Below are 18,425 nucleotides of genomic sequence, written 5' to 3'. Positions count from 1 at the left end.
CGATTATAGATTTGATTCCGACTTTTACTGGAAATGTGACTTCGTTTAGCATCGCGCCGGCTTTACCATCGGGATTATCGTTTGATACAACTTCGGGTGTGATTTCAGGAGCGCCAACTGAGGTTTCAGCAACTTCAACTTATACCGTGACAGCCTTCAATTCCGGCGGATCAACTTCGTTCGGCGTTTCGATTACCGTGAATGATATCGCACCTTCAGCTTTGAGTTATAATTCGCCTATTATTCTTCATATAAACGAAGCGATGATAGACTTATGGCCTTCTGTAATTGGTGTTGTAACCCACTACACTATCGAGCCTGAATTACCTGAAGGTTTGATTTTTGATGTTAATTCCGGGCAGATTTCGGGAACACCTACACAAATAACATCAACTACTGTATACACAATTACTGCATATAATTCTGGGGGATCAACTTCTTTTGAATTGATTTTAACCGTGGATGAATCTATGAACAATCATTCTTCGGATTTTGAGAATTTGTTCGTTTATCCAAATCCGTTTGTAGATTTTGTGAAAGTTAATGGAATCAACACCGCTCTTTTTGAAGTTTTTTCTATTGATGGAAAACGAATCCGCGAAGGAAATTTACTTGGTGGACAGATTGACTTGATTGGATTGCCTGCAGGAACCTATCTTTTAAAGCTTATACATGAAAATAAGACAAGAGTAATCAAGTTGATTAAAAGATAAATTGAAAAAGGAGGAAGCAAGTTTTTCTCCTTTTTTTATTCTTTATACTTTACAAGCGATTCTTCCCATTTTGGAATATTATAGGTGAATTCCTTCTGTATTTTAGTACTATCCATAACACTAAACTTAGGTCTTTTGGCCGGTGTTGGAAAGTCTTTGGTTGTTATCGGGAGTAATGGTGTTTTGAGTTGATATACTTCAAAAATCTTTTGCGCAAAACCAAACCAACTGGTACTTCCTTGATTGCTGAAATGGTATATGCCATAGTGAGCTGTTGGTTGGTTGATTATGTTCAAAAGCATTTGTGCCAAATCAAGGGCGTGGGTCGGTGAACCAATTTGGTCATTAACAACGCGAACTTCTGGCTTTTCAGCAGCCAATCTACACATCGTTTTAAGAAAATTATGTCCGAAAGATGAATACAACCACGAGGTTCTAACAATGAAATACTTTTTACAAACTGCTGCAATGGCTTGCTCTCCGGCTAATTTTGAAGCTCCATAAACGCCTTTTGGGTTCGTTTGGTCAGTCTCTGAATATGGCTTGCTTTGTTTTCCGTCAAAAACAAAATCAGTTGAAATATGAATTAGCGTGGTTTGAAACTTTTGGCAAACCTCGGCTAAGTTTTTTACACCCGTTTCATTGATTTGATAAGCTAATTCTATCTCGCTTTCAGCTTTGTCGACTGCGGTATATGCGGCAGCATTGATGCAATAGTCCGGGTTAATTTCAGACCATTTTTTTTCAATTAATATTTTTTGGGTAATATCAACTTCGGCTGAGTTGTAAAAGAAAAATTGATGCTCCGGGAATTGAGTTGATATTTTTAGTATTGCTTGTCCGAGCTGTCCGGACGCTCCGGTGACTGCTATTACCATAGTTTTTTCGCGTTTGCAAAACAGGGTTGCAACAAATCTTTTTCAGATAAAATCAATTCACTTTCAGGCAAAATCCAATCTATAAACAAACTTGGGTCATTGTATGCAATTCCGCCTTCAGATTCTTTATTGTAAAAGTTGTCGCATTTATAAAAAAAAGTGGCTGTTTGGCTTAAAACCAAAAATCCATGGGCAAAACCACGCGGAATAAAAAGCTGCTTGTGGTTTTCGGCAGTCAATACCACCGAAACATGCTGTCCGTAGGTAGGAGAATCTGTTCGAATATCAACTGCTACATCAAGAACTTCACCTGATATAACACGAACCAATTTGGCTTGCATATGCGCTCCGGTTTGGTAATGTAATCCTCTGAGAACACCTTTGCTTGAGAAAGATTGATTGTCTTGAACAAAGTGAACTTGTAATCCGGTAGTTTCAAAAAAAGTTCTTTCGTTAAAACTCTCAAAGAAATATCCTCTTGGGTCTGGAAAAACTTTAGGCTCAATAATATAACATCCGTTTAAAGCGGTTGGAGTTACTTTCATACTTTAAATAATGCTTAACAAATGTGCGCCATAACCACTTTTGAGTAACGGTTGCGCCAAAGCTTTTAATTGATCTGCGCTGATGTATCCCATTTTAAAGGCTGCCTCTTCAATAGAACCGATTTTAAGACCTTGACGCTCTTCGATGACTTGAACAAATTGTGAAGCTTGCATCAGTGAATTAAACGTTCCGGTGTCAAGCCAAGCTGTTCCTCTATCAAGAATACTTACTTTAAGTTTGCCCCGTTTGAGGTATTCTTTGTTGACATCAGTAATTTCAAGCTCTCCTCTGTGGCTAGGCTTTATATTGGCTGCAATTTCAACCACATCGTTATCGTAAAAGTAAATTCCCGGAACTGCATAATTTGATTTTGGTTCAATGGGTTTTTCTTCAATTGAAAGTACTTGCCCATGTTGATCAAAATCAACCACTCCATATCTTTCCGGGTCTTGAACATGGTATGCATAAATAATGCCTCCGTCAGGATTATTATTTGCTTGAAGTTGTTCGGATAATCCGGTTCCGTAAAAGATATTATCACCTAAAACCAGAGCCACTTTGTCGTTTCCGATAAATTCTTTACCAATGATAAAAGCTTCCGCTAATCCGTTAGGATGTTCTTGAACTGCGTATTCAAATCGGCAACCAAGCTTGCTTCCATCTCCTAATAATTGTCGAAATAAGGGTAAGTCATGCGGCGTTGAGATGATCAAAACCTCATTGATTCCTGACCACAACAAAGTTGAAAGCGGGTAATAAATCATCGGTTTGTCATAAATCGGCATCAATTGTTTACTGACCGCCAATGTAAGCGGATGCAGCCGAGTTCCTGAGCCTCCGGCTAAGATGATTCCTTTCATAATAAATTAATTATTTTGAGAGAGCTTTGATTGGGTTTTGTAGAAACCTAATGCAGAATGCGCTATTGTATAAATAAATATAAAGAATATCGGGAAGATAAGTTTTAATTTTCCCCTGATATAGCCTTTACTTTTTAAGTTAGAAATACAACTAACTTTCTTTATTACTTGGTCACTACTAACCATGTCTTTTTTTAATGTCCCTATTTCAGTAATTAAATCATTCTTAGTTTTAATTACATCATTCAACTGGGTGTTTTCGTTGTAGTATACCAATTTATCATTTTTGCTTCCAATTCCAACTTGCGAAGAAAAAGTGTTTAAAAAACCATCTATTTGAGCTATAATTAGCTCATTAGCCTTAATTTTAACGAGCATATTGCCGTTATAAGTCTCTTTAAGTTTATTGTAATATTGGTCGTTATTTAAATATTTCAATAAAGGTGTGAGTATTTCTTCTTCTGAACACTTCTTATTTGTAGTATATTTTAGTAAATGATAAGTATAGTTTTTACTAGTAATCTCGTCTTTTATAATTTTATTCATATCACCATCCTCAGATAATAACTTTAGAAGTTCGAAGTTTTTTTCTGGTGAAATATTTATAAATTGATAAACATCAATAATTGGGTCTATTTGGATTTGGATTAAGTTTTTACATGCCTTGACGCCAATTTTTTTTAAAAAGACAGTGTCTCGTTCTTTAATTTTTGAATCTATAAGTTCTATTTTTGAATACAAGTATTCGTAACTTCCATAATTAGGAACAACTACAGCCTGGGTGTCATATGATTTATATGACTTATCAAAATAAACCCCGAGCCCAACACCTATAACAAATAAAGCTCCGATGACAACTATTTTTTTGATAAAAAAATGAATGAGGTCATAAATACTTTTTTTTATACTTCCAGAAATGGATTTTAATTTGTCTGTAACCATTGCTAAATCAATCTCTTGGTCAGTTGCGTTATTTTTTTCTGTTGAATTCATTATTGCTAGTTAATATTGAAAATTTGTTCTAATATTTTTATCGTAATCAAATAAGTAGGCTTCACTCCTGTGGTTCCTAAACCGCCTGAGGCCAGAGTACTTCCGGTTTCGAGCGGATTATCAGATGCGTAATAGGCATATCTTACTTTTACATCCGGATTGATGCTTTTTCTGATTTTTGAGGCCGATTGAATGGCTTTTTGATAATAAGCGCCTTCCATTTCAAGACCAATCACGCCCCAAGTAGAATCGCGGAAAAACTTGAGCAAATCTTTATTTTGCAACGAAGTTCCCAAAACGGTAACCATTGGGCCGGCAAAAACAGGAATTCCGTTTCCAGAAAGCATAGCCGCTGTGAGTTCATTGTCAAAAGGATAGTTATCGCCGGTGCCTTCATTGATGTGTGCCGACGGAATCATAATATCGCCTTTATCGCCTTGCAAAATGCCCGCTTTGCCCATAATCGATACTGATTCCACATTTAAGAAAGCCTTTTTAATTTTGGTTTCTTGATAAGGTTTGAGCAATTCGTCAATGGTTTCGTAGGCTTGTTCGCCAAAAGCATAATCCATTACAATGATGACCGGCGCTAAGCCTAATATTTTAGCTTTCGAGAACGATGTTTTCTTCCAATCAATTTTGGCAGTATCAAAAATCTGAACATCTATGTTGGTTCCTGAAGTATCGGGTAATGAAATCATTCCGTGTTTGAGTGCCACTTCTGAAACTTTATCGCGCAATTTATCGGCTCCAGATTTGCTGAGTTCTTCATAAATGGCAAAATCTGTTTGATCTTTGAGTTTGGTTTTGAGCACATCAACGGCAAAAATTGAGTTCATGACGCTATGCATATTCGCGCTGATGATGTGGATCGGGCGATCGAGCAAACCGTTTTCCATCAAAACATCTTTGATGCGATTGGCCCAAATTTCACCGTGAATATGATGCCCTAATCGCTCTCGCAAAATCGGACTAAAAGTAATGGTGCGTTTATTATTTTCAACCACTTCTTCTAAAGCCAATTTGCCCAACCAATAAATCACATGCAAGAAACGATCGGGTTTGTCAGCGGTTCCAAAAGCGTCATAAATATCCAAAACCTCAGCAAAAGTGCGCCCTAGAATATTGGCTGTATGTGAAATGGCTTTTTCTTTGTCAACCTGCGATAATTTTTTGCCTTGAACAACCGCTTGTTCTAATTTTTTCCAATCGCGGGTTACTTCACCTGTATCATCAATCAAAACGCGATCTTTTATTTTGTGCGATTCGATGAAGATAAAAGTCAAATGCGTGAGAATGTCATAAATATCTGAACGGCCTCGTGTGATTTCAACATTCATTTGCTCGTCATCAATACGATAACAATTGCGTCGACGCTTGGGCGGAACAATCGCTTTGAAGTGTGATTTTGAGTAGCCTTCGTCAGAAGTTAAGTTGATAAAACGACACTCTTCAATGCCAATAGGCAATCTTTCAATAACGTATAACAAGCCGTTGAGTTCGACTTTTTCTTCGGCAATAGAACCGTAAATTTCAGGGCGAAGGGATAAAAGCGCCTCGCGAAGTGTCTCGCCTGAGACACCCATAGGTTTATAAAAACCGCGATTAAACAAATGGCGCATAGTGATGTACAATTTCTCAACCGCACTTGATGATTCTTGTGCTCTTGAGCGTACGATATTTTTAATTTCTTTCATTCAAAATTTTGTTAACTAACGAATTTTCTATTTTTTTCGTGTCTGAAAATAGATTTTCCGTCTTTCTTTTTGTTTGTTGTTGTTATTATTAACCCGCAAATGTAAGGTTTTATTTTTTTAATTGGTCAGAATCAAACTAATTGCAGGCTCTGAAGTTTTTATTTTTTCGAGTACGCCTTCTTGATTTTGCTTGGTTTGAACATGCCATTGTCCGCCGGAATAACTAAATATCTTATCCTTTTCGGCTGAACTATACAAAATAAGCGGATAATATACCCCCGATTGATACGGATTATCCGTTTCTAGTTTGTTTGATTCAATCATGAGTTTTTCAATGCCAACAAACAAACCTGTTTTGGGCATTTTGAGGTGAAATTTCTCTAATCTAAACAAGGTGTTTTTGATGCCTTTATCTACCGAAACCACCAAGTTTTGGTTCAACATCTCCTTACCCGGAAAACCATTTTTATCGGGTTCGTATAAATGAATGATAAAACGGGCTTCTTTGACTTTACTATCAGTTCGCACGATGATGGCGTCAATATAACGGGCTTTATTATATGATGATAAATACTCAAAAAAACGGGTGTCGGTTCGAGGTCCTCGATTATATGCCTCGTAAATACTTGGTGCTTCTGGACCAATTTCAATTTTCTTGGTTTTTTTTCGATTTTCAACCACTACTTCACTCAGTGCAATTTCATCGGCTTGTAATAAAACGCGCATGTTGTTTTGGGCTTGAAGCGTCTTTTTTTGATAGCCTAAAATCGAAAAAACCAATTTTTTTCCGGCATTTTCTCCTAAAGAAAATGTTCCGTCAAGTTCAGAAGTGGTTCCTTTGTTTTCACCCAAAACTGAGATATTCACCAGTGGAAGTTTTTCTCCGGTAATACTGTCCAGCACAACGCCCGAGATTTGTCCGCGCAAATTCGCAACAAAACAAATCGATAAAAAAATCAGAATTCTTTTAATCATAGTTTTCGATTTTTAAAAGCGCATCGGCAATCGTTCGGTCATTGCTCAAACGCGGAATTTTATTTTGTCCGCCCAATTTGCCGATGGATTTCATATATTGTTGAAAACCACCTTTTTTAACCGGAGTAATCACCAACGGGCGAAGTACTTTTCCGGCGATCAAATCGTCGTAATAAACATTTTGTTGGCGCATAAAAAAGTCTAATTGCTCTGATAATTCGCTCAAATTTGTCGGCTCTTCTTCAAACTCAATCAACCACTCGTGATAGGGCAAACCATTTTGAGGCGAAATTTGTGGGGCCACCGTAAACTCATTAATCCGCACACCGCTATTGGCAGTGGCTAATTGCAAAGCGGTTTCGACTTCTTTGCCAATAACGTGTTCACCAAAAGCCGAAATAAAATGCTTGATGCGGCCAGTCACCACCAATCGATACGGTTTTTTGCTGACAAACATCACGGTATCGCCAATATTATATGCCCAAAGTCCGGCGTTGGTTGAGATGATCAAAACATAATTAACGCCGAGTTCAACTTCGCCAATGGTATATCTTCTTGGGTTTTCGGCAAAAAATTCATCGGTCTTGATGAACTCGTAAAAAATGCCCGAATTGAGCAGTAATAAAAGTCCGGGCTCGGTTTGTGAATCTTGATAGGCAAAAAAACCTTCTGAAGCGGGAAAGAGTTCAATACTGTCCACTTTTCGGCCGATAAGATTTTCAAATTTGGCGCGATAAGGCTCATAATTCACGCCGCCATAAATGAATAAGTTGAAGTTTTTAAATAGCTCACCCACAGGTTTCTGTGCTTTTTGCTGCAACCGTTCAAAATACATTTGCACCCACGACGGAATACCTGAAATCACTGCCATATCTTCATAGATGGTTTCTTCTACAATCGCATCGACTTTGGTTTCCCAATCTTCAATGCAATTGGTTTCAAGGCTGGGCAAACGGTTTTTTTGTAAATATTTCGGAACATAATGCGCCACAATTCCTGAAAGTCTTCCGAGTTGCACGCCGTTTTTGTCTTCGAGTGTTGGGCTTCCTTGCAAGAAAATCATTTTGCCATTGACAAAATCAGCTTTTCCGGTTTGATGAATATAGGCCAAAATTGCGTTGCGCGCGGCCTCAATATGAAACGGCATCGATTCTTTGCTGATTGGAATATATTTCGCACCCGAAGTAGTTCCTGATGTTTTGGCATAATAAAGCGGTTTTCCGGGCCAAGTAATGTTGGATTTTCCTAAAACGGTTTGATCTATGTATGGCCTAAGCGCTTCATAATCGCGTACCGGAACCTGTTGGGCAAAATCTTCATAGGTCTTGATTTGATCAAAAAGATGATCTTGACCAAAAGTGGTTGCGCGCGCCGCAGCTATGAGTTGCTTGAAAACTTTTTGCTGGGTTTGTTCGGGTTGTTGCGCCCATTTTTGGGTTTGCGCATGAACAATTTGAGCGAATATTTTGGCGGCGATTGATTTTACAGACATCTTATTCAAATTCTATGAATTGGGTTGGATCAATCGGATATCCGTCTTTCCAGAGTTCAAAATGCAAATGAACTCCTGTTGATTCTTGTCCGGTTGAACCTGCTAGCGCAATGACTTCACCGGTTCTAACAATATCTCCTTGTGATTTGGTGAGTGAAGCGGCATGCTTGTAAGCCGAAATGAATCCGTTGTTGTGACGAATAATAACCACATTTCCGGTAGAGGGAGTCCAATCGGCAAAAATCACAGTTCCGTTGAGCATGGCTTTGATGGGCGTATTTTTGGCCAACGCAACATCAACTGCATAATGGCGATTTCGGGTGCTGAATTTTTCGGTAATCGAACCTTTCACAGGAGCAAATAATACAACTCCGGTTTTAGATTGCGCCTTTTCAAACAGATTGTATTTGTCTTCACGGGCCACCTCGTCGCGCAATTGCAAATCTGCTTCTGAAGGTTTTACATCTTCAACATTGGTGTTTTCTGGCAGATTAGCATAAATCGAGTCTTTGTTGAACTTAGCCAATTCGAGTTCTCCGGTAAGTATTTTTTTGATGGAACTTAAGTAAGCTTCATTTTTTTTAACGGCATTCACCAGCGAATCTGACTCTAATGCCAACCGGGTTGCATCGCGTTTGAGTTGGTCAGAAGCATAACCCGGAATATATTCGCGCAGCGGAGTAAAAGCAATAATAAAAGTGGTAAAAAAAATGATGAGAATGGCACCTAAACCAGCAACTACAAACACATTCATCAAAGTCAAACGCAAAGAAAAAACCTCTTCAAAAGACTCTTCATTCAAAATAACCAATCGGTTTTTGGTGTAGAGTTTTTTGCGGAGTTCTTGCCGTTTGAGTCTTTTTTCTGACATATGACTAGTTTAGTTGACAAATATAGAAATTAAACCGCTGCTGTAAAGTAAATCTGCGCCCTGAGCCTGTCATAAATATTTGCCAATCAATGCCCTTTTTTAAGAGAATTTCTGTTTATCTTTGCCAGCATATTAATTTATTTTAATGCTTCGGCTAAAATTTTAAAACCATGGGAAGATTTGGCGTTACAGAAATCCTAATTATATTATTGGTAGTTCTTTTGTTGTTCGGAGGTAAAAAAATTCCTGAACTCATGAGAGGCTTAGGAACAGGCATCAAAGAATTTAAAGATGCTTCCAAAGGCGATGATAAAGCCAATAGCAAAGAAGAAAATAAATAAAAACCATCCTGAGCTTTTGTATAAACTCAGGATTTTTTATGCTTTATAAACAACCCGTCATGAGATTCTATTACAGCCTAATTTTAGTTTTAAGCTTCGTCATTACTTCGTGCTCTGAGCGTGATGCGGTAAACAACCACGACACAACTACAGATGTATACGTTGGAGGGCAAAAAGACAACCGTGCAGTTTACTGGAAAAACAATCAAATAATCAACTTGGATGATACTGGTTTTAATCAATCAATCGTTGATAGTTTAGTGGTTAAAAGTCAAAAAGTTTATGTTTTAGGTAGTGGAGAATACACTGATGGGGCTAATATTTACACCCATAAATTACTATGGGTTAATGGTGTTTTAACCGACTTGCATCAAGCCTATGCCACCAATACCTCTGATGTTATTTCAATTGGCGGCATGGCTATAATTGATTCTGATTTATACATTTCAGGAATAATTCATGATTTATCTGTAACCCCAAACGTCTATCGCTTAGTATATTGGAAAAATGGCGAGCGAACTCAAGTTGCTGAATTGTCTGATGCTGATTATATCATTACCGGAATGGGTTGGCAAGAAGGCGTAGGGCATTTTTCGGTTACGCATCCAACTTTAGAATCAGGAATGTATGTTGACGGTACTTTTACCGCCTACACAAATACAGAAGATTTTGGCTTTTTTCTGGGCATAAACGGTCTTTATGTATTTGGCAACAAAGACGGACACCCATATTATCAGAAAATTGGTTCTGATGCTGTAATAAACCCAGATACTAGCGGGTCATTTACAAAACTTAGTGAATTCGGAAGCGGGATTTTTGCTTTAAACGGTAGTAAAATCTACCGAAATGGTACAGAAGATTACTATACTGCTGATCAAAATCTTGAAGACTTTCAGTGGGCTAACAATAATTTGTACACCTTAGAATACAGTGTATCAGGCGGAACTAATTCGTACACCGTAAAACAAAACGGAAGTCAAATTAGTCAGTCTGATTTTAGCAACATCTGTACTTGCTTATTTGTGAATATCTTTTAAGGGTATTTTCGCACTACAAAATCAGACTGAGTTGAATGCGTTTGCGCGCTTGGTCAACTTCTAAAACTTTTACCTGAACGTGCTGATGCAGCTTCACCACTTCATTTACATCAGATACATAACCTTGCTTGAGTTGTGAAATATGCACGAGACCGCTTTCTTTAAGGCCAATATCAACAAAGCAACCAAACGCCGTAATATTGTTTACAATACCCGGCAGAATCATACCTGAGCGTAAATCGTCTAGGTTTTTGACATTCGGGTCAAATTCAAAAACTTTGGCCGCTTTTCGCGGATCTAGTCCCGGTTTTTCTAGCTCTTTCAAAATGTCTTTTACTGCTAAAATTCCTACCGTTTCATTGGTATATTGTTCAGGATTGATACGAGAAATTTTATCTTTATTGGCCACTAAATCACCCAGCGGGATATTTAAATCTTTAGCCATTTTTTCAACTACAGAATAAGCCTCAGGGTGAACGGCTGAATTGTCCAACGGATTTTTTCCGTCTTTAATGCGGATAAAAGCAGCGGCTTGTTGAAACGCTTTATCGCCCAAACGCGGAACCTTTTTAAGTTCTTTTCGGTCTTGAAACGGGCCGTTTTCAGAACGATATTGTACAATATTTTCGGCCATTTTCTCACCAATGCCCGACACATAACCCAGCAGTGATTTACTCGCGGTATTGATGTTAATACCCACTGAATTCACACAGCGAACCACCACAGTATCAAGCTCATCTTTGAGGCGGGCTTGATCTACATCATGTTGGTATTGTCCCACGCCAATCGATTTTGGATCAATTTTGACGAGTTCGGCCAGCGGGTCTGATAATCGTCGTCCGATGGATACCGAACCGCGCACGGTTACGTCGTAATTCGGAAATTCATCGCGGGCAATTTTACTGGCTGAATACACTGACGCGCCGGCTTCAGAAACCACAAAAACCTGCAACGGTCTGTCAAAAGCGATTTTTTTAATGAAGGTTTCGGTTTCGCGACTTGCGGTTCCGTTACCAATAGAAATCGCTTCAATTTGATAAGCGTTGACCATGGATTTAATTTTTTTCATAGCCAAAGTGGTTTCGTTTTGTGGCTGATGCGGATAAATGGTTTCGTTATACAACAAATCGCCTTTTTCATCCAAACAAACCACTTTACAACCCGAACGATAACCCGGATCAATAGCTAGAATGCGCTTTTCACCCAAGGGCGGCGCGAGCAACAACTGACTTAGGTTTTGTGCAAAAACATCAATGGCTTTGATATCGGCGCGGGTTTTGGCTTCTTGTAAAGTCTCGTTTGAAATAGCCGGATCAAGCAATCGTTTATAACTGTCTTTGATGGCGAGCTTGAGTTGCTGCGCGGTTGCGCGGTTGTTTTTGATGGTGTTGTTTTCAATAAAATCAATAGCCTCAGAAGGCTCATCCAGGGCCACCGAAAGCTTGACATAACCTTCTGCTTCGGCGCGCAACATGGCCAATAATCGGTGTGAAGGCGCTTTTGAAATAGGCTCTGACCAATCAAAATATTGCGAGAATTTTTGCGCATTTTCATCTTGATCTTTGTCTTTACCCACTTTTGTACTGATCAGCGCTTTTCGTTGATATAAACGACGCAGATTTTTACGCACATAGAGGTTTTCATTGATCCATTCTGCAACAATGTCGCGTGCACCTTGCAAGGCTTCATCTTCATTGGGCACTTGCGAGTTAATATATTTAGAGGCGATAAAATCAAGATCGTCGGCATTCTGTGCCATGATGATTTTGGCCAGCGGTTCGAGGCCTTTTTCACGAGCCACATCGGCGCGGGTTTTCTTTTTCTTTTTATAAGGTAGGTATAAATCTTCGAGTTCTTGGGCGTCAAAACTGTTGTCAATTTTGGCTTTGAGTTCGGGTGTTAGTTGCCCTTGTTCTTCAATAGATTTAAGCATACTTTCTTTGCGTTTGACCAGCTCGGCGTATTGTTTGTTGCTTTTGGCAATTTGCTCGATGGTTATCTCATCCAGGTTTCCGGTTTGGTCTTTTCGGTAGCGCGCAATAAACGGAATCGTACAATCTTCGGCCAAAAGCGTGAGTGTGGTTTGGATGCTTTTGGTATTAACTGATGGCTGAGAAAGCTGATTTTGGATGTATTGAATAAGGTTCATAAATCAAAAAAGTTTGCGCGTAAAAATAACCATTCTTTTGAGATGAAAACTCAAAAGTACACGCGTCTCGCATTAGCAATCGAGGCTTTGTTGGAGCTCACCCGAAGCATGAGGGTAGCGACTGCCGAGTGCGCGGCGTGGCCCATCCGCTCGCGGTGGGCAGCGCAACGCCAAAATCAAAATCTAACAGCTGATTTTACCGACTCTTAAGGCATGTCGTCCGCCCTCAAATTCTGTGGATAGAAAGGTTTCAACCATTTCAACAGCTTGAACTACTGACGTAAAACGCGCAGGAATACTGATGATATTGGCATCGTTATGCTGACGCGCCAAAGCGGCAATTTCTTTGGTCCAACACAAAGCAGCCCTAACACCGGCGTGTTTGTTTACCGTCATATTAATACCGTTTCCGGAGCCGCAAATGACAATTCCGAAATCAACATTTTTCTGCTCGATGTCAAATGCAACCGGATGGCCAAAATCAGGATAATCAACCGAATCAAAAGTATCGGTTCCGTGGTTGATAACGGTGTGGCCTTTTTGCTCGAGATGCGCCACAATGGCTTTTTTGTATTCTGGTCCGGCGTGGTCGTTTCCGATAGAAATTTTCATGAAGTGTTGATTTGAATTGCTCTGACAAAGGTACACAATATATAAGTGTACAAAAGCTAAAATTCAAACGGCATTTTATCTTCTGAATCAAATCTTTTTTTTACTAAGATTCTGTTTTTCAGAATATTGAATGTTTATTAAAAGTTGATTTTTAACGATGTTAATTGTTTTTTACAAAAGCCTGATATTCAGTTTACTTTAATTTAACATGTTGTGTTGAAAAGTTGATCAAGAAAAATCAGAAGTTTTTTTGGTAGAAATTTGAAAACTCACAAACCAAAATTAAAATGAAAAAACCAAAAAATAAGTAATGAAATTTTAGAAAATTTATGCGCCGTTTTAGGTCAATTATCAACATCTTTTTTTAAAATATTTATAGACAATTTTAGGTGTTTAATTCTTGTCAACAACTGTTGATTGTTTTTAAAATTCCATTCAAAATGAAGCATTTGAAATGCTAAAAAACTGTTGAAAAATCCTGATAAAAAAAGTTAAGTTCACAACCATGCATTTTTAATAAAAGTTATTTCAACAATTAACAAGCAATAATAACCATCATAAAATTAAATTTTAATTCAAAGATTTTTTTTGATTTTATAATAGTTGTTGAAAAGTTAAACGATGTTGAGTTTGGGTCGATTCAGATCATCGATAATTTGTTGTACTCTTTCTTGATCGTTTGGATGCACTTTTAATTTGATTCCGCCATAGGCGATGCTGGCCAGTGGATCAATAGATACTAGATTTTCGTTTTGAAACAAATACGGAATTTCTTCGCGATCGAGAATAGTTTTAAGAATCGTGATTTCATGAGCGAAGTTAAAAACAGCAATGGTGATAAATTCTTGCATGGCTTTTTTTGTTTTTATGGTATATAAAAGTACTGATTTCACAGGATTGTTTATAAGTATCTTATGCGCCAATGATATGTTAAGATGAACTCATTCTTATCTTAATTTTAAGACCTTCGCTTAGCGGTAATTGAGTTCAGATATTCATTACCTTTGAACCATATAGAATGAACATGCGAAAGAAAAATAAAAAACTGGGTAAAAAAGACAAATCATTTGCTCAGAAAATCCTCAAGATACTCTCACAAAATGCCAACCGGCCTTTTAACTACAAACAAATAGCTGCGATTTTAGAAGTAGACGATACCAAAAGTCGCAACGAAATCATCAAAGATTTAAAAATTTTAGCTGCTCAAAAAGTCATTATTGAATCTGAGCCCGGACGTTATTTAGTCAAAGCCATCAGCCAAGATTACTACGAAGGCACGATTGATATGACCTCGCGTAGAACTGCGTATTTTATTTGCGATGAATTTGAAGAAGACGTATTTATACCCACCAACAATCTGAACCACGCTTTAGATAAAGACAAGGTTAAAGTATATGTTTACAACCGACGAAAAGGAAAAAAGCCTGAAGGTGAAGTGATTGAAGTTCTTGAACGCGCCAAAAGCGAATTTGTGGGCGTGATTGATATTCAAAAGAATTTTGCTTTTGTGACTACTGCTAATGCTAAAATGTATACCGATATTTTTATACCAAAAGATAAAATCGGAGCAGCTCAGCAAGGCGATGTGGTTTTAGTCAACATTGACGATTGGCCTAAAAAAGCCGACAGCCCGTTTGGTTCTGTGATTAAAGTACTCGGAAAACCCGGTGAACACGATACCGAAATTCACGCTATTTTGGCTGAATACGGTTTGCCTTATGAATTTCCGGCCGAGGTTGAAAACTATGCACAAAAGCTCGATACTTCGATTCAAGAAGCAGAAATCAACAAAAGACGCGACATGCGCCAAGTGCTGACTTTAACCATTGATCCAAAAGATGCCAAAGATTTTGACGATGCTTTGTCGTTTCAAGTACTAGACAACGGAAATTACGAAATAGGAATTCACATTGCCGATGTATCGCATTATGTGCAAGAAGGGACGATTCTCGATGAAGAAGCCGAGCGTCGCGGAACTTCGGTTTATTTGGTGGATCGTGTGGTTCCGATGTTGCCTGAAGTGCTCTCAAACTTTGCGTGTTCACTGCGTCCGAATGAAGAAAAATATACCTTTTCAGCGGTTTTTGAAATCGACTCAAAAGCTCAGGTGATCAACCAATGGTTTGGCCGAACGGTCATTTATTCTGATCAGCGATTTGCTTATGAAGAAGCGCAGAGTATTATTGAAAGTAAATCAGCGGTGATTCCGGTTGAAGTTTCACTCACAGGTCAATCGTATACGGTTGATGAACCGGTCATAGAAGCTGTTTTAAAACTCGATGAATTGGCTAAAATTATGCGTTCAAAACGTTTGGCCAACGGTGCCATTTCATTTGATAAAGTCGAAGTAAAATTCAACCTCAACGAGCAAGATGAACCCATAGGTGTTTATTTTAAAGTTTCAAAAGACGCCAACCATCTCATTGAAGAATTTATGCTACTGGCCAACAAAAAAGTGGCTGAGTTTATTGGTAAACAAAAGAAAACCTTTGTATACAGAATTCACGACGAGCCTAATGAAGACAAGCTTTTTAACTTGCAAGGCATTATTTCAAAATTTGGATACAGCTTGAATTTTAAATCTAAAACTGATATTTCAAAATCGCTCAATTTACTTTTGCAAAATGTCATCGGTAAAAAAGAACAAAATTTGGTTGATACATTGGCGATTCGAAGTATGAGCAAGGCTAAATATTCAACCGAAAATATTGGTCATTACGGTTTGGCTTTTGACTATTACTCACATTTTACTTCGCCGATTCGCCGTTATCCTGATGTGATGGTGCACAGACTTTTGCAGTATTATCTCGATGGCGGAAAATCAGCTGATCAAGAGCTTTATGAAGAAAAATGTGAACATGCCTCCAACATGGAAGCATTGGCCACCAACGCTGAGCGCGACAGTATTAAGTACATGCAAGTGAAGTATATGAAAGACCACGCTGATCAGGAATTCTTAGGTGTGATTTCAGGCGTGACTGAATGGGGTATTTATGTTGAAATTGTTGAAAACAAATGTGAAGGCATGTGTCGTATTCGTGAAATCAAAGATGATTATTACACTTTTGACGAAAAGCAATATGCCTTGGTGGGCGAAGTTTCGCATAAAATTCTACAATTAGGAGACGAGGTTTTCGTTAAGGTTAAGAATGCTGATTTGGTTAAAAAACAACTCGATTTTCACTTCATCCGTAAAAATGAATAACATGAAAAAAATAGCTTTAGCTTTTATTTTTATCTCTGTTTTAGGTTGGTCACAAGAAAAAAAAGTTGGTGATTTCAATAAAGTAAATGTCTTTGATCAGATTGATGTGATTTTGATTCCGTCATCTGAGAACAAAGTTTTACTCAATGGTTCAGGCTCAAATCAGGTCGAACTCATCAATAAAAACGGTGAACTCAAAATCAGAATGCCACTTACCAAAATGCTCAGCGGTGATGAAGTTTCAGCAACTGTTTATTACAATTCTATCAATGCTGTTGAGGTCAATGAAGGTTCACATATAGGGAGCGAATCAGTAATTCACGCTCAAGATTTCAGTTTGATTGCCAAAGAAGGTGGATCGGTTGATTTACCCCTTGAGGTCAACAAATTACAAGCGCGTTTAAATGACGGATCTAAAGTAAATATCAGTGGAAAAGCTGATGAACAAGATGTTTTGGTTAATTCAGGATCTGTTTATTCTGCTGAAAACATGCATACATTAAAAACAACAGTAACTGCTAACGCTGGAGGAAAAGCAAAAATACACGCTTCAGAATATGTTGATGCCAAAGTACGCGCCGGTGGCGAAGTGACTATATTCGGAAAACCTAAAAACATCGACAAAAAAGTCGTTATGGGAGGCGAGATTCGCGAAGCAGGTAAATAAAAATTACTACTTTTACCAAAAAACCACCTAGATGTTACAAGATATTTTTACAGGAATTCCACTCGGTATTTTTCTGAGTTTTATGGTTGGTCCTGTATTTTTTGTCTTACTTGAAACCAGTGCTGTCAAAGGATTCCGTGCTGCTTTGGTCTTTGATTTGGGTGTTGTTTTAGCTGATGTAATCTTCATCGCATTGGCTTATTTCAGTAGTTATAAGCTTATTCAAAGCATTAAAAACGATCCGGCTATTTTTATTTTTGGTGGAATTATGATGCTTACTTATGGCATTACCTCGTTTATTAAACTCAAAAAAGTCAGTAAGAATGTTGATGAAATAGCTGTTGATGAACTCATCAAAATCAATTATTTTAACTTATTTATCAAGGGTTTTTTCTTGAATTTTATCAATGTGGGCGTACTGCTTTTTTGGTTTTTGATTTTGATTACCATCGGACCAAAATTGCAGTTAGAAACGGGACGAATGGTGACTTTTTTCTCGGCAGTTTTACTTTCGTATCTAGTGGTTGACATCGGAAAAATACTCTTAGCCAAGCAACTCAGAAGTAAAATGACGCCTACTAATATTCTTAAAATCAAAAAGGTTATCAGTGTATTGTTGATTATTTTCGGACTGACATTGATGTTTCAAGGATGGTTTCCGAGCGATCAGAAATTGGTCAAAAAAGCACTTGAAAAGATAGAATAATACCAATAAAAAAACCGCTCTTTTGAAGCGGTTTTTTGTTGAGGCATCGTCCGGATTCGAACCGGAGTAGGAGCTTTTGCAGAGCCCAGCCTAGCCACTCGGCCACGACGCCTGATGTTCGGGGGCAAACATAGTAAATTATTTTTAAAATAAAATTCAATTCACAAAAAATAATTTATTGCGCAAAGCCCGCTATTTCTGATTAATTGCGGTATTCTTCCATAATAATGGTAACTGCTTCTACATCACCACCAATGGGCGGATTGAGTTTTGAAACACCCAAAACAATTCTCGAAACTTCTGGCAATTCTTTGAAAATACGCGTGATGATTCTATGACCGACATGTTCGAGTAGTTTTGAACGAATGGCCATTTCTTCAACTACTATTTTGTTGAGTGTTACATAATCAACCGTGTCTGAAAGCTCGTCTGAGATAGATGATTTTCGCAAATCAGTTTTGATTTCCAAATCAACACTGTAGTCTGAACCAATTCTGGCTTCTTCGGCTAAACATCCGTGATAGGCATAAACTCTGATGTTTTTTAGTCTGATATTACCCATGTTTTTAGCGATTGTTAACTTGGGTAAATGTATAAAATATTTCTTACTGCGATTGAAAACCAGCTTCAAATCATCGCTGAACTTCGCAACTATTTTATAACTTAGCGGCTCTAAATTTTTA

General features: G+C 38.0%; 18 protein-coding genes and 1 tRNA gene. 6 read left to right on the top strand and 13 right to left on the bottom strand.

The window, feature by feature from the left end; all coding sequences use genetic code 11:
- A partial coding sequence (locus tag KIH23_RS02590; RefSeq protein WP_213211087.1) for a putative Ig domain-containing protein occupies positions 1 to 713 on the top strand: 713 nt, incomplete at its 5' end.
- Positions 714 to 748: 35 nt separating this feature from the next.
- Here KIH23_RS02590 and rfbD read toward each other — a convergent pair.
- From rfbD to KIH23_RS02550, 8 genes are all read right to left on the bottom strand, one after another.
- Entirely contained in the window at positions 749 to 1,591 is an 843-nt protein-coding gene (gene rfbD, locus KIH23_RS02585) for a dTDP-4-dehydrorhamnose reductase (RefSeq protein ID WP_213211086.1), read from the bottom strand.
- Entirely contained in the window at positions 1,585 to 2,136 is a 552-nt protein-coding gene (rfbC, locus tag KIH23_RS02580; protein WP_213211085.1) for a dTDP-4-dehydrorhamnose 3,5-epimerase, read from the bottom strand. Before rfbC ends, rfbD begins: the two co-directional genes overlap by 7 nt.
- Positions 2,137 to 2,139: 3 nt before the next feature.
- The gene (rfbA, locus tag KIH23_RS02575; protein ID WP_213211084.1) at positions 2,140 to 2,997 is read right to left on the bottom strand and encodes a glucose-1-phosphate thymidylyltransferase RfbA; all 858 of its coding nucleotides are present in this window, start codon (positions 2,995 to 2,997) and stop codon (positions 2,140 to 2,142) included.
- 6 nt (positions 2,998 to 3,003) lie between these two features.
- Positions 3,004 to 3,990 carry a hypothetical protein gene (locus KIH23_RS02570; RefSeq protein WP_213211083.1) on the bottom strand — a complete coding sequence of 329 codons (987 nt, stop codon included), beginning with the start codon at positions 3,988 to 3,990 and terminating at the stop codon, positions 3,004 to 3,006.
- A gap of 5 nt (positions 3,991 to 3,995) precedes the next feature.
- Positions 3,996 to 5,687 (bottom strand): DUF6909 family protein, encoded by a 1,692-nt coding sequence (locus KIH23_RS02565; RefSeq protein WP_213211082.1) that lies wholly within the window; start codon positions 5,685 to 5,687, stop codon positions 3,996 to 3,998.
- A 117-nt stretch (positions 5,688 to 5,804) separates the two neighbouring features.
- Positions 5,805 to 6,662 (bottom strand): carboxypeptidase-like regulatory domain-containing protein, encoded by an 858-nt coding sequence (locus KIH23_RS02560; protein WP_213211081.1) that lies wholly within the window; start codon positions 6,660 to 6,662, stop codon positions 5,805 to 5,807.
- Positions 6,655 to 8,154 carry a GH3 auxin-responsive promoter family protein gene (locus KIH23_RS02555; protein WP_213211080.1) on the bottom strand — a complete coding sequence of 500 codons (1,500 nt, stop codon included), beginning with the start codon at positions 8,152 to 8,154 and terminating at the stop codon, positions 6,655 to 6,657. Before KIH23_RS02555 ends, KIH23_RS02560 begins: the two co-directional genes overlap by 8 nt.
- A gap of 1 nt (position 8,155) precedes the next feature.
- Positions 8,156 to 9,025: a M23 family metallopeptidase gene (locus KIH23_RS02550; RefSeq protein ID WP_213211079.1), complete on the bottom strand. Its 870-nt coding sequence runs from the start codon at positions 9,023 to 9,025 to the stop codon at positions 8,156 to 8,158.
- A gap of 170 nt (positions 9,026 to 9,195) precedes the next feature.
- On the opposite strand from KIH23_RS02550, the gene tatA reads away from it, so the two are divergent.
- Positions 9,196 to 9,366, top strand: coding sequence for a twin-arginine translocase TatA/TatE family subunit (tatA, locus tag KIH23_RS02545; RefSeq protein ID WP_213211078.1), 171 nt, complete (start codon positions 9,196 to 9,198; stop codon positions 9,364 to 9,366).
- 59 nt (positions 9,367 to 9,425) lie between these two features.
- Positions 9,426 to 10,403, top strand: coding sequence for a hypothetical protein (locus KIH23_RS02540; protein ID WP_213211077.1), 978 nt, complete (start codon positions 9,426 to 9,428; stop codon positions 10,401 to 10,403).
- 13 nt (positions 10,404 to 10,416) lie between these two features.
- On the opposite strand, the gene KIH23_RS02535 is transcribed toward KIH23_RS02540, so the two are convergent.
- From KIH23_RS02535 to KIH23_RS02525, 3 genes are all read right to left on the bottom strand, one after another.
- Positions 10,417 to 12,552 (bottom strand): Tex family protein, encoded by a 2,136-nt coding sequence (locus tag KIH23_RS02535; protein WP_213211076.1) that lies wholly within the window; start codon positions 12,550 to 12,552, stop codon positions 10,417 to 10,419.
- 183 nt (positions 12,553 to 12,735) lie between these two features.
- Complete coding sequence (gene rpiB / locus KIH23_RS02530) at positions 12,736 to 13,164, bottom strand: ribose 5-phosphate isomerase B (protein ID WP_213211075.1); 429 nt, start codon at positions 13,162 to 13,164, stop codon at positions 12,736 to 12,738.
- Positions 13,165 to 13,778: 614 nt separating this feature from the next.
- Positions 13,779 to 14,015, bottom strand: a complete 237-nt coding sequence (locus KIH23_RS02525; RefSeq protein WP_213211074.1) for a DUF2007 domain-containing protein — start codon at positions 14,013 to 14,015, stop codon at positions 13,779 to 13,781.
- Between the two features lie 173 nt (positions 14,016 to 14,188).
- Between KIH23_RS02525 and rnr the strand changes: the two genes are divergently transcribed.
- From rnr to KIH23_RS02510, 3 genes are read left to right on the top strand one after another with little or no spacing between them, the layout of a single operon-like run.
- Positions 14,189 to 16,369 (top strand): ribonuclease R, encoded by a 2,181-nt coding sequence (rnr, locus tag KIH23_RS02520; RefSeq protein WP_213211073.1) that lies wholly within the window; start codon positions 14,189 to 14,191, stop codon positions 16,367 to 16,369.
- A 1-nt stretch (position 16,370) separates the two neighbouring features.
- Positions 16,371 to 17,036, top strand: coding sequence for a head GIN domain-containing protein (locus tag KIH23_RS02515; RefSeq protein ID WP_213211072.1), 666 nt, complete (start codon positions 16,371 to 16,373; stop codon positions 17,034 to 17,036).
- Between the two features lie 31 nt (positions 17,037 to 17,067).
- A complete protein-coding gene (locus KIH23_RS02510) occupies positions 17,068 to 17,742 on the top strand; it encodes a LysE family translocator (RefSeq protein ID WP_213211071.1) in 675 nt (224 codons plus the stop codon).
- A 41-nt stretch (positions 17,743 to 17,783) separates the two neighbouring features.
- On the opposite strand, the gene KIH23_RS02505 is transcribed toward KIH23_RS02510, so the two are convergent.
- Positions 17,784 to 17,854 (bottom strand) — tRNA-Cys (locus tag KIH23_RS02505).
- Positions 17,855 to 17,944: 90 nt separating this feature from the next.
- Positions 17,945 to 18,304: a dihydroneopterin aldolase gene (gene folB, locus KIH23_RS02500; protein ID WP_213211070.1), complete on the bottom strand. Its 360-nt coding sequence runs from the start codon at positions 18,302 to 18,304 to the stop codon at positions 17,945 to 17,947.
- Between the last annotated feature and the right edge of the window lie 121 nt (positions 18,305 to 18,425).

This window comes from Flavobacterium sp. CYK-55, assembly GCF_018413465.1.
GTDB lineage: Bacteria > Bacteroidota > Bacteroidia > Flavobacteriales > Flavobacteriaceae > Flavobacterium.
Note: the sequence above shows the minus strand (reverse complement) of the source record. Positions and strands in the feature narration are given on the sequence as shown.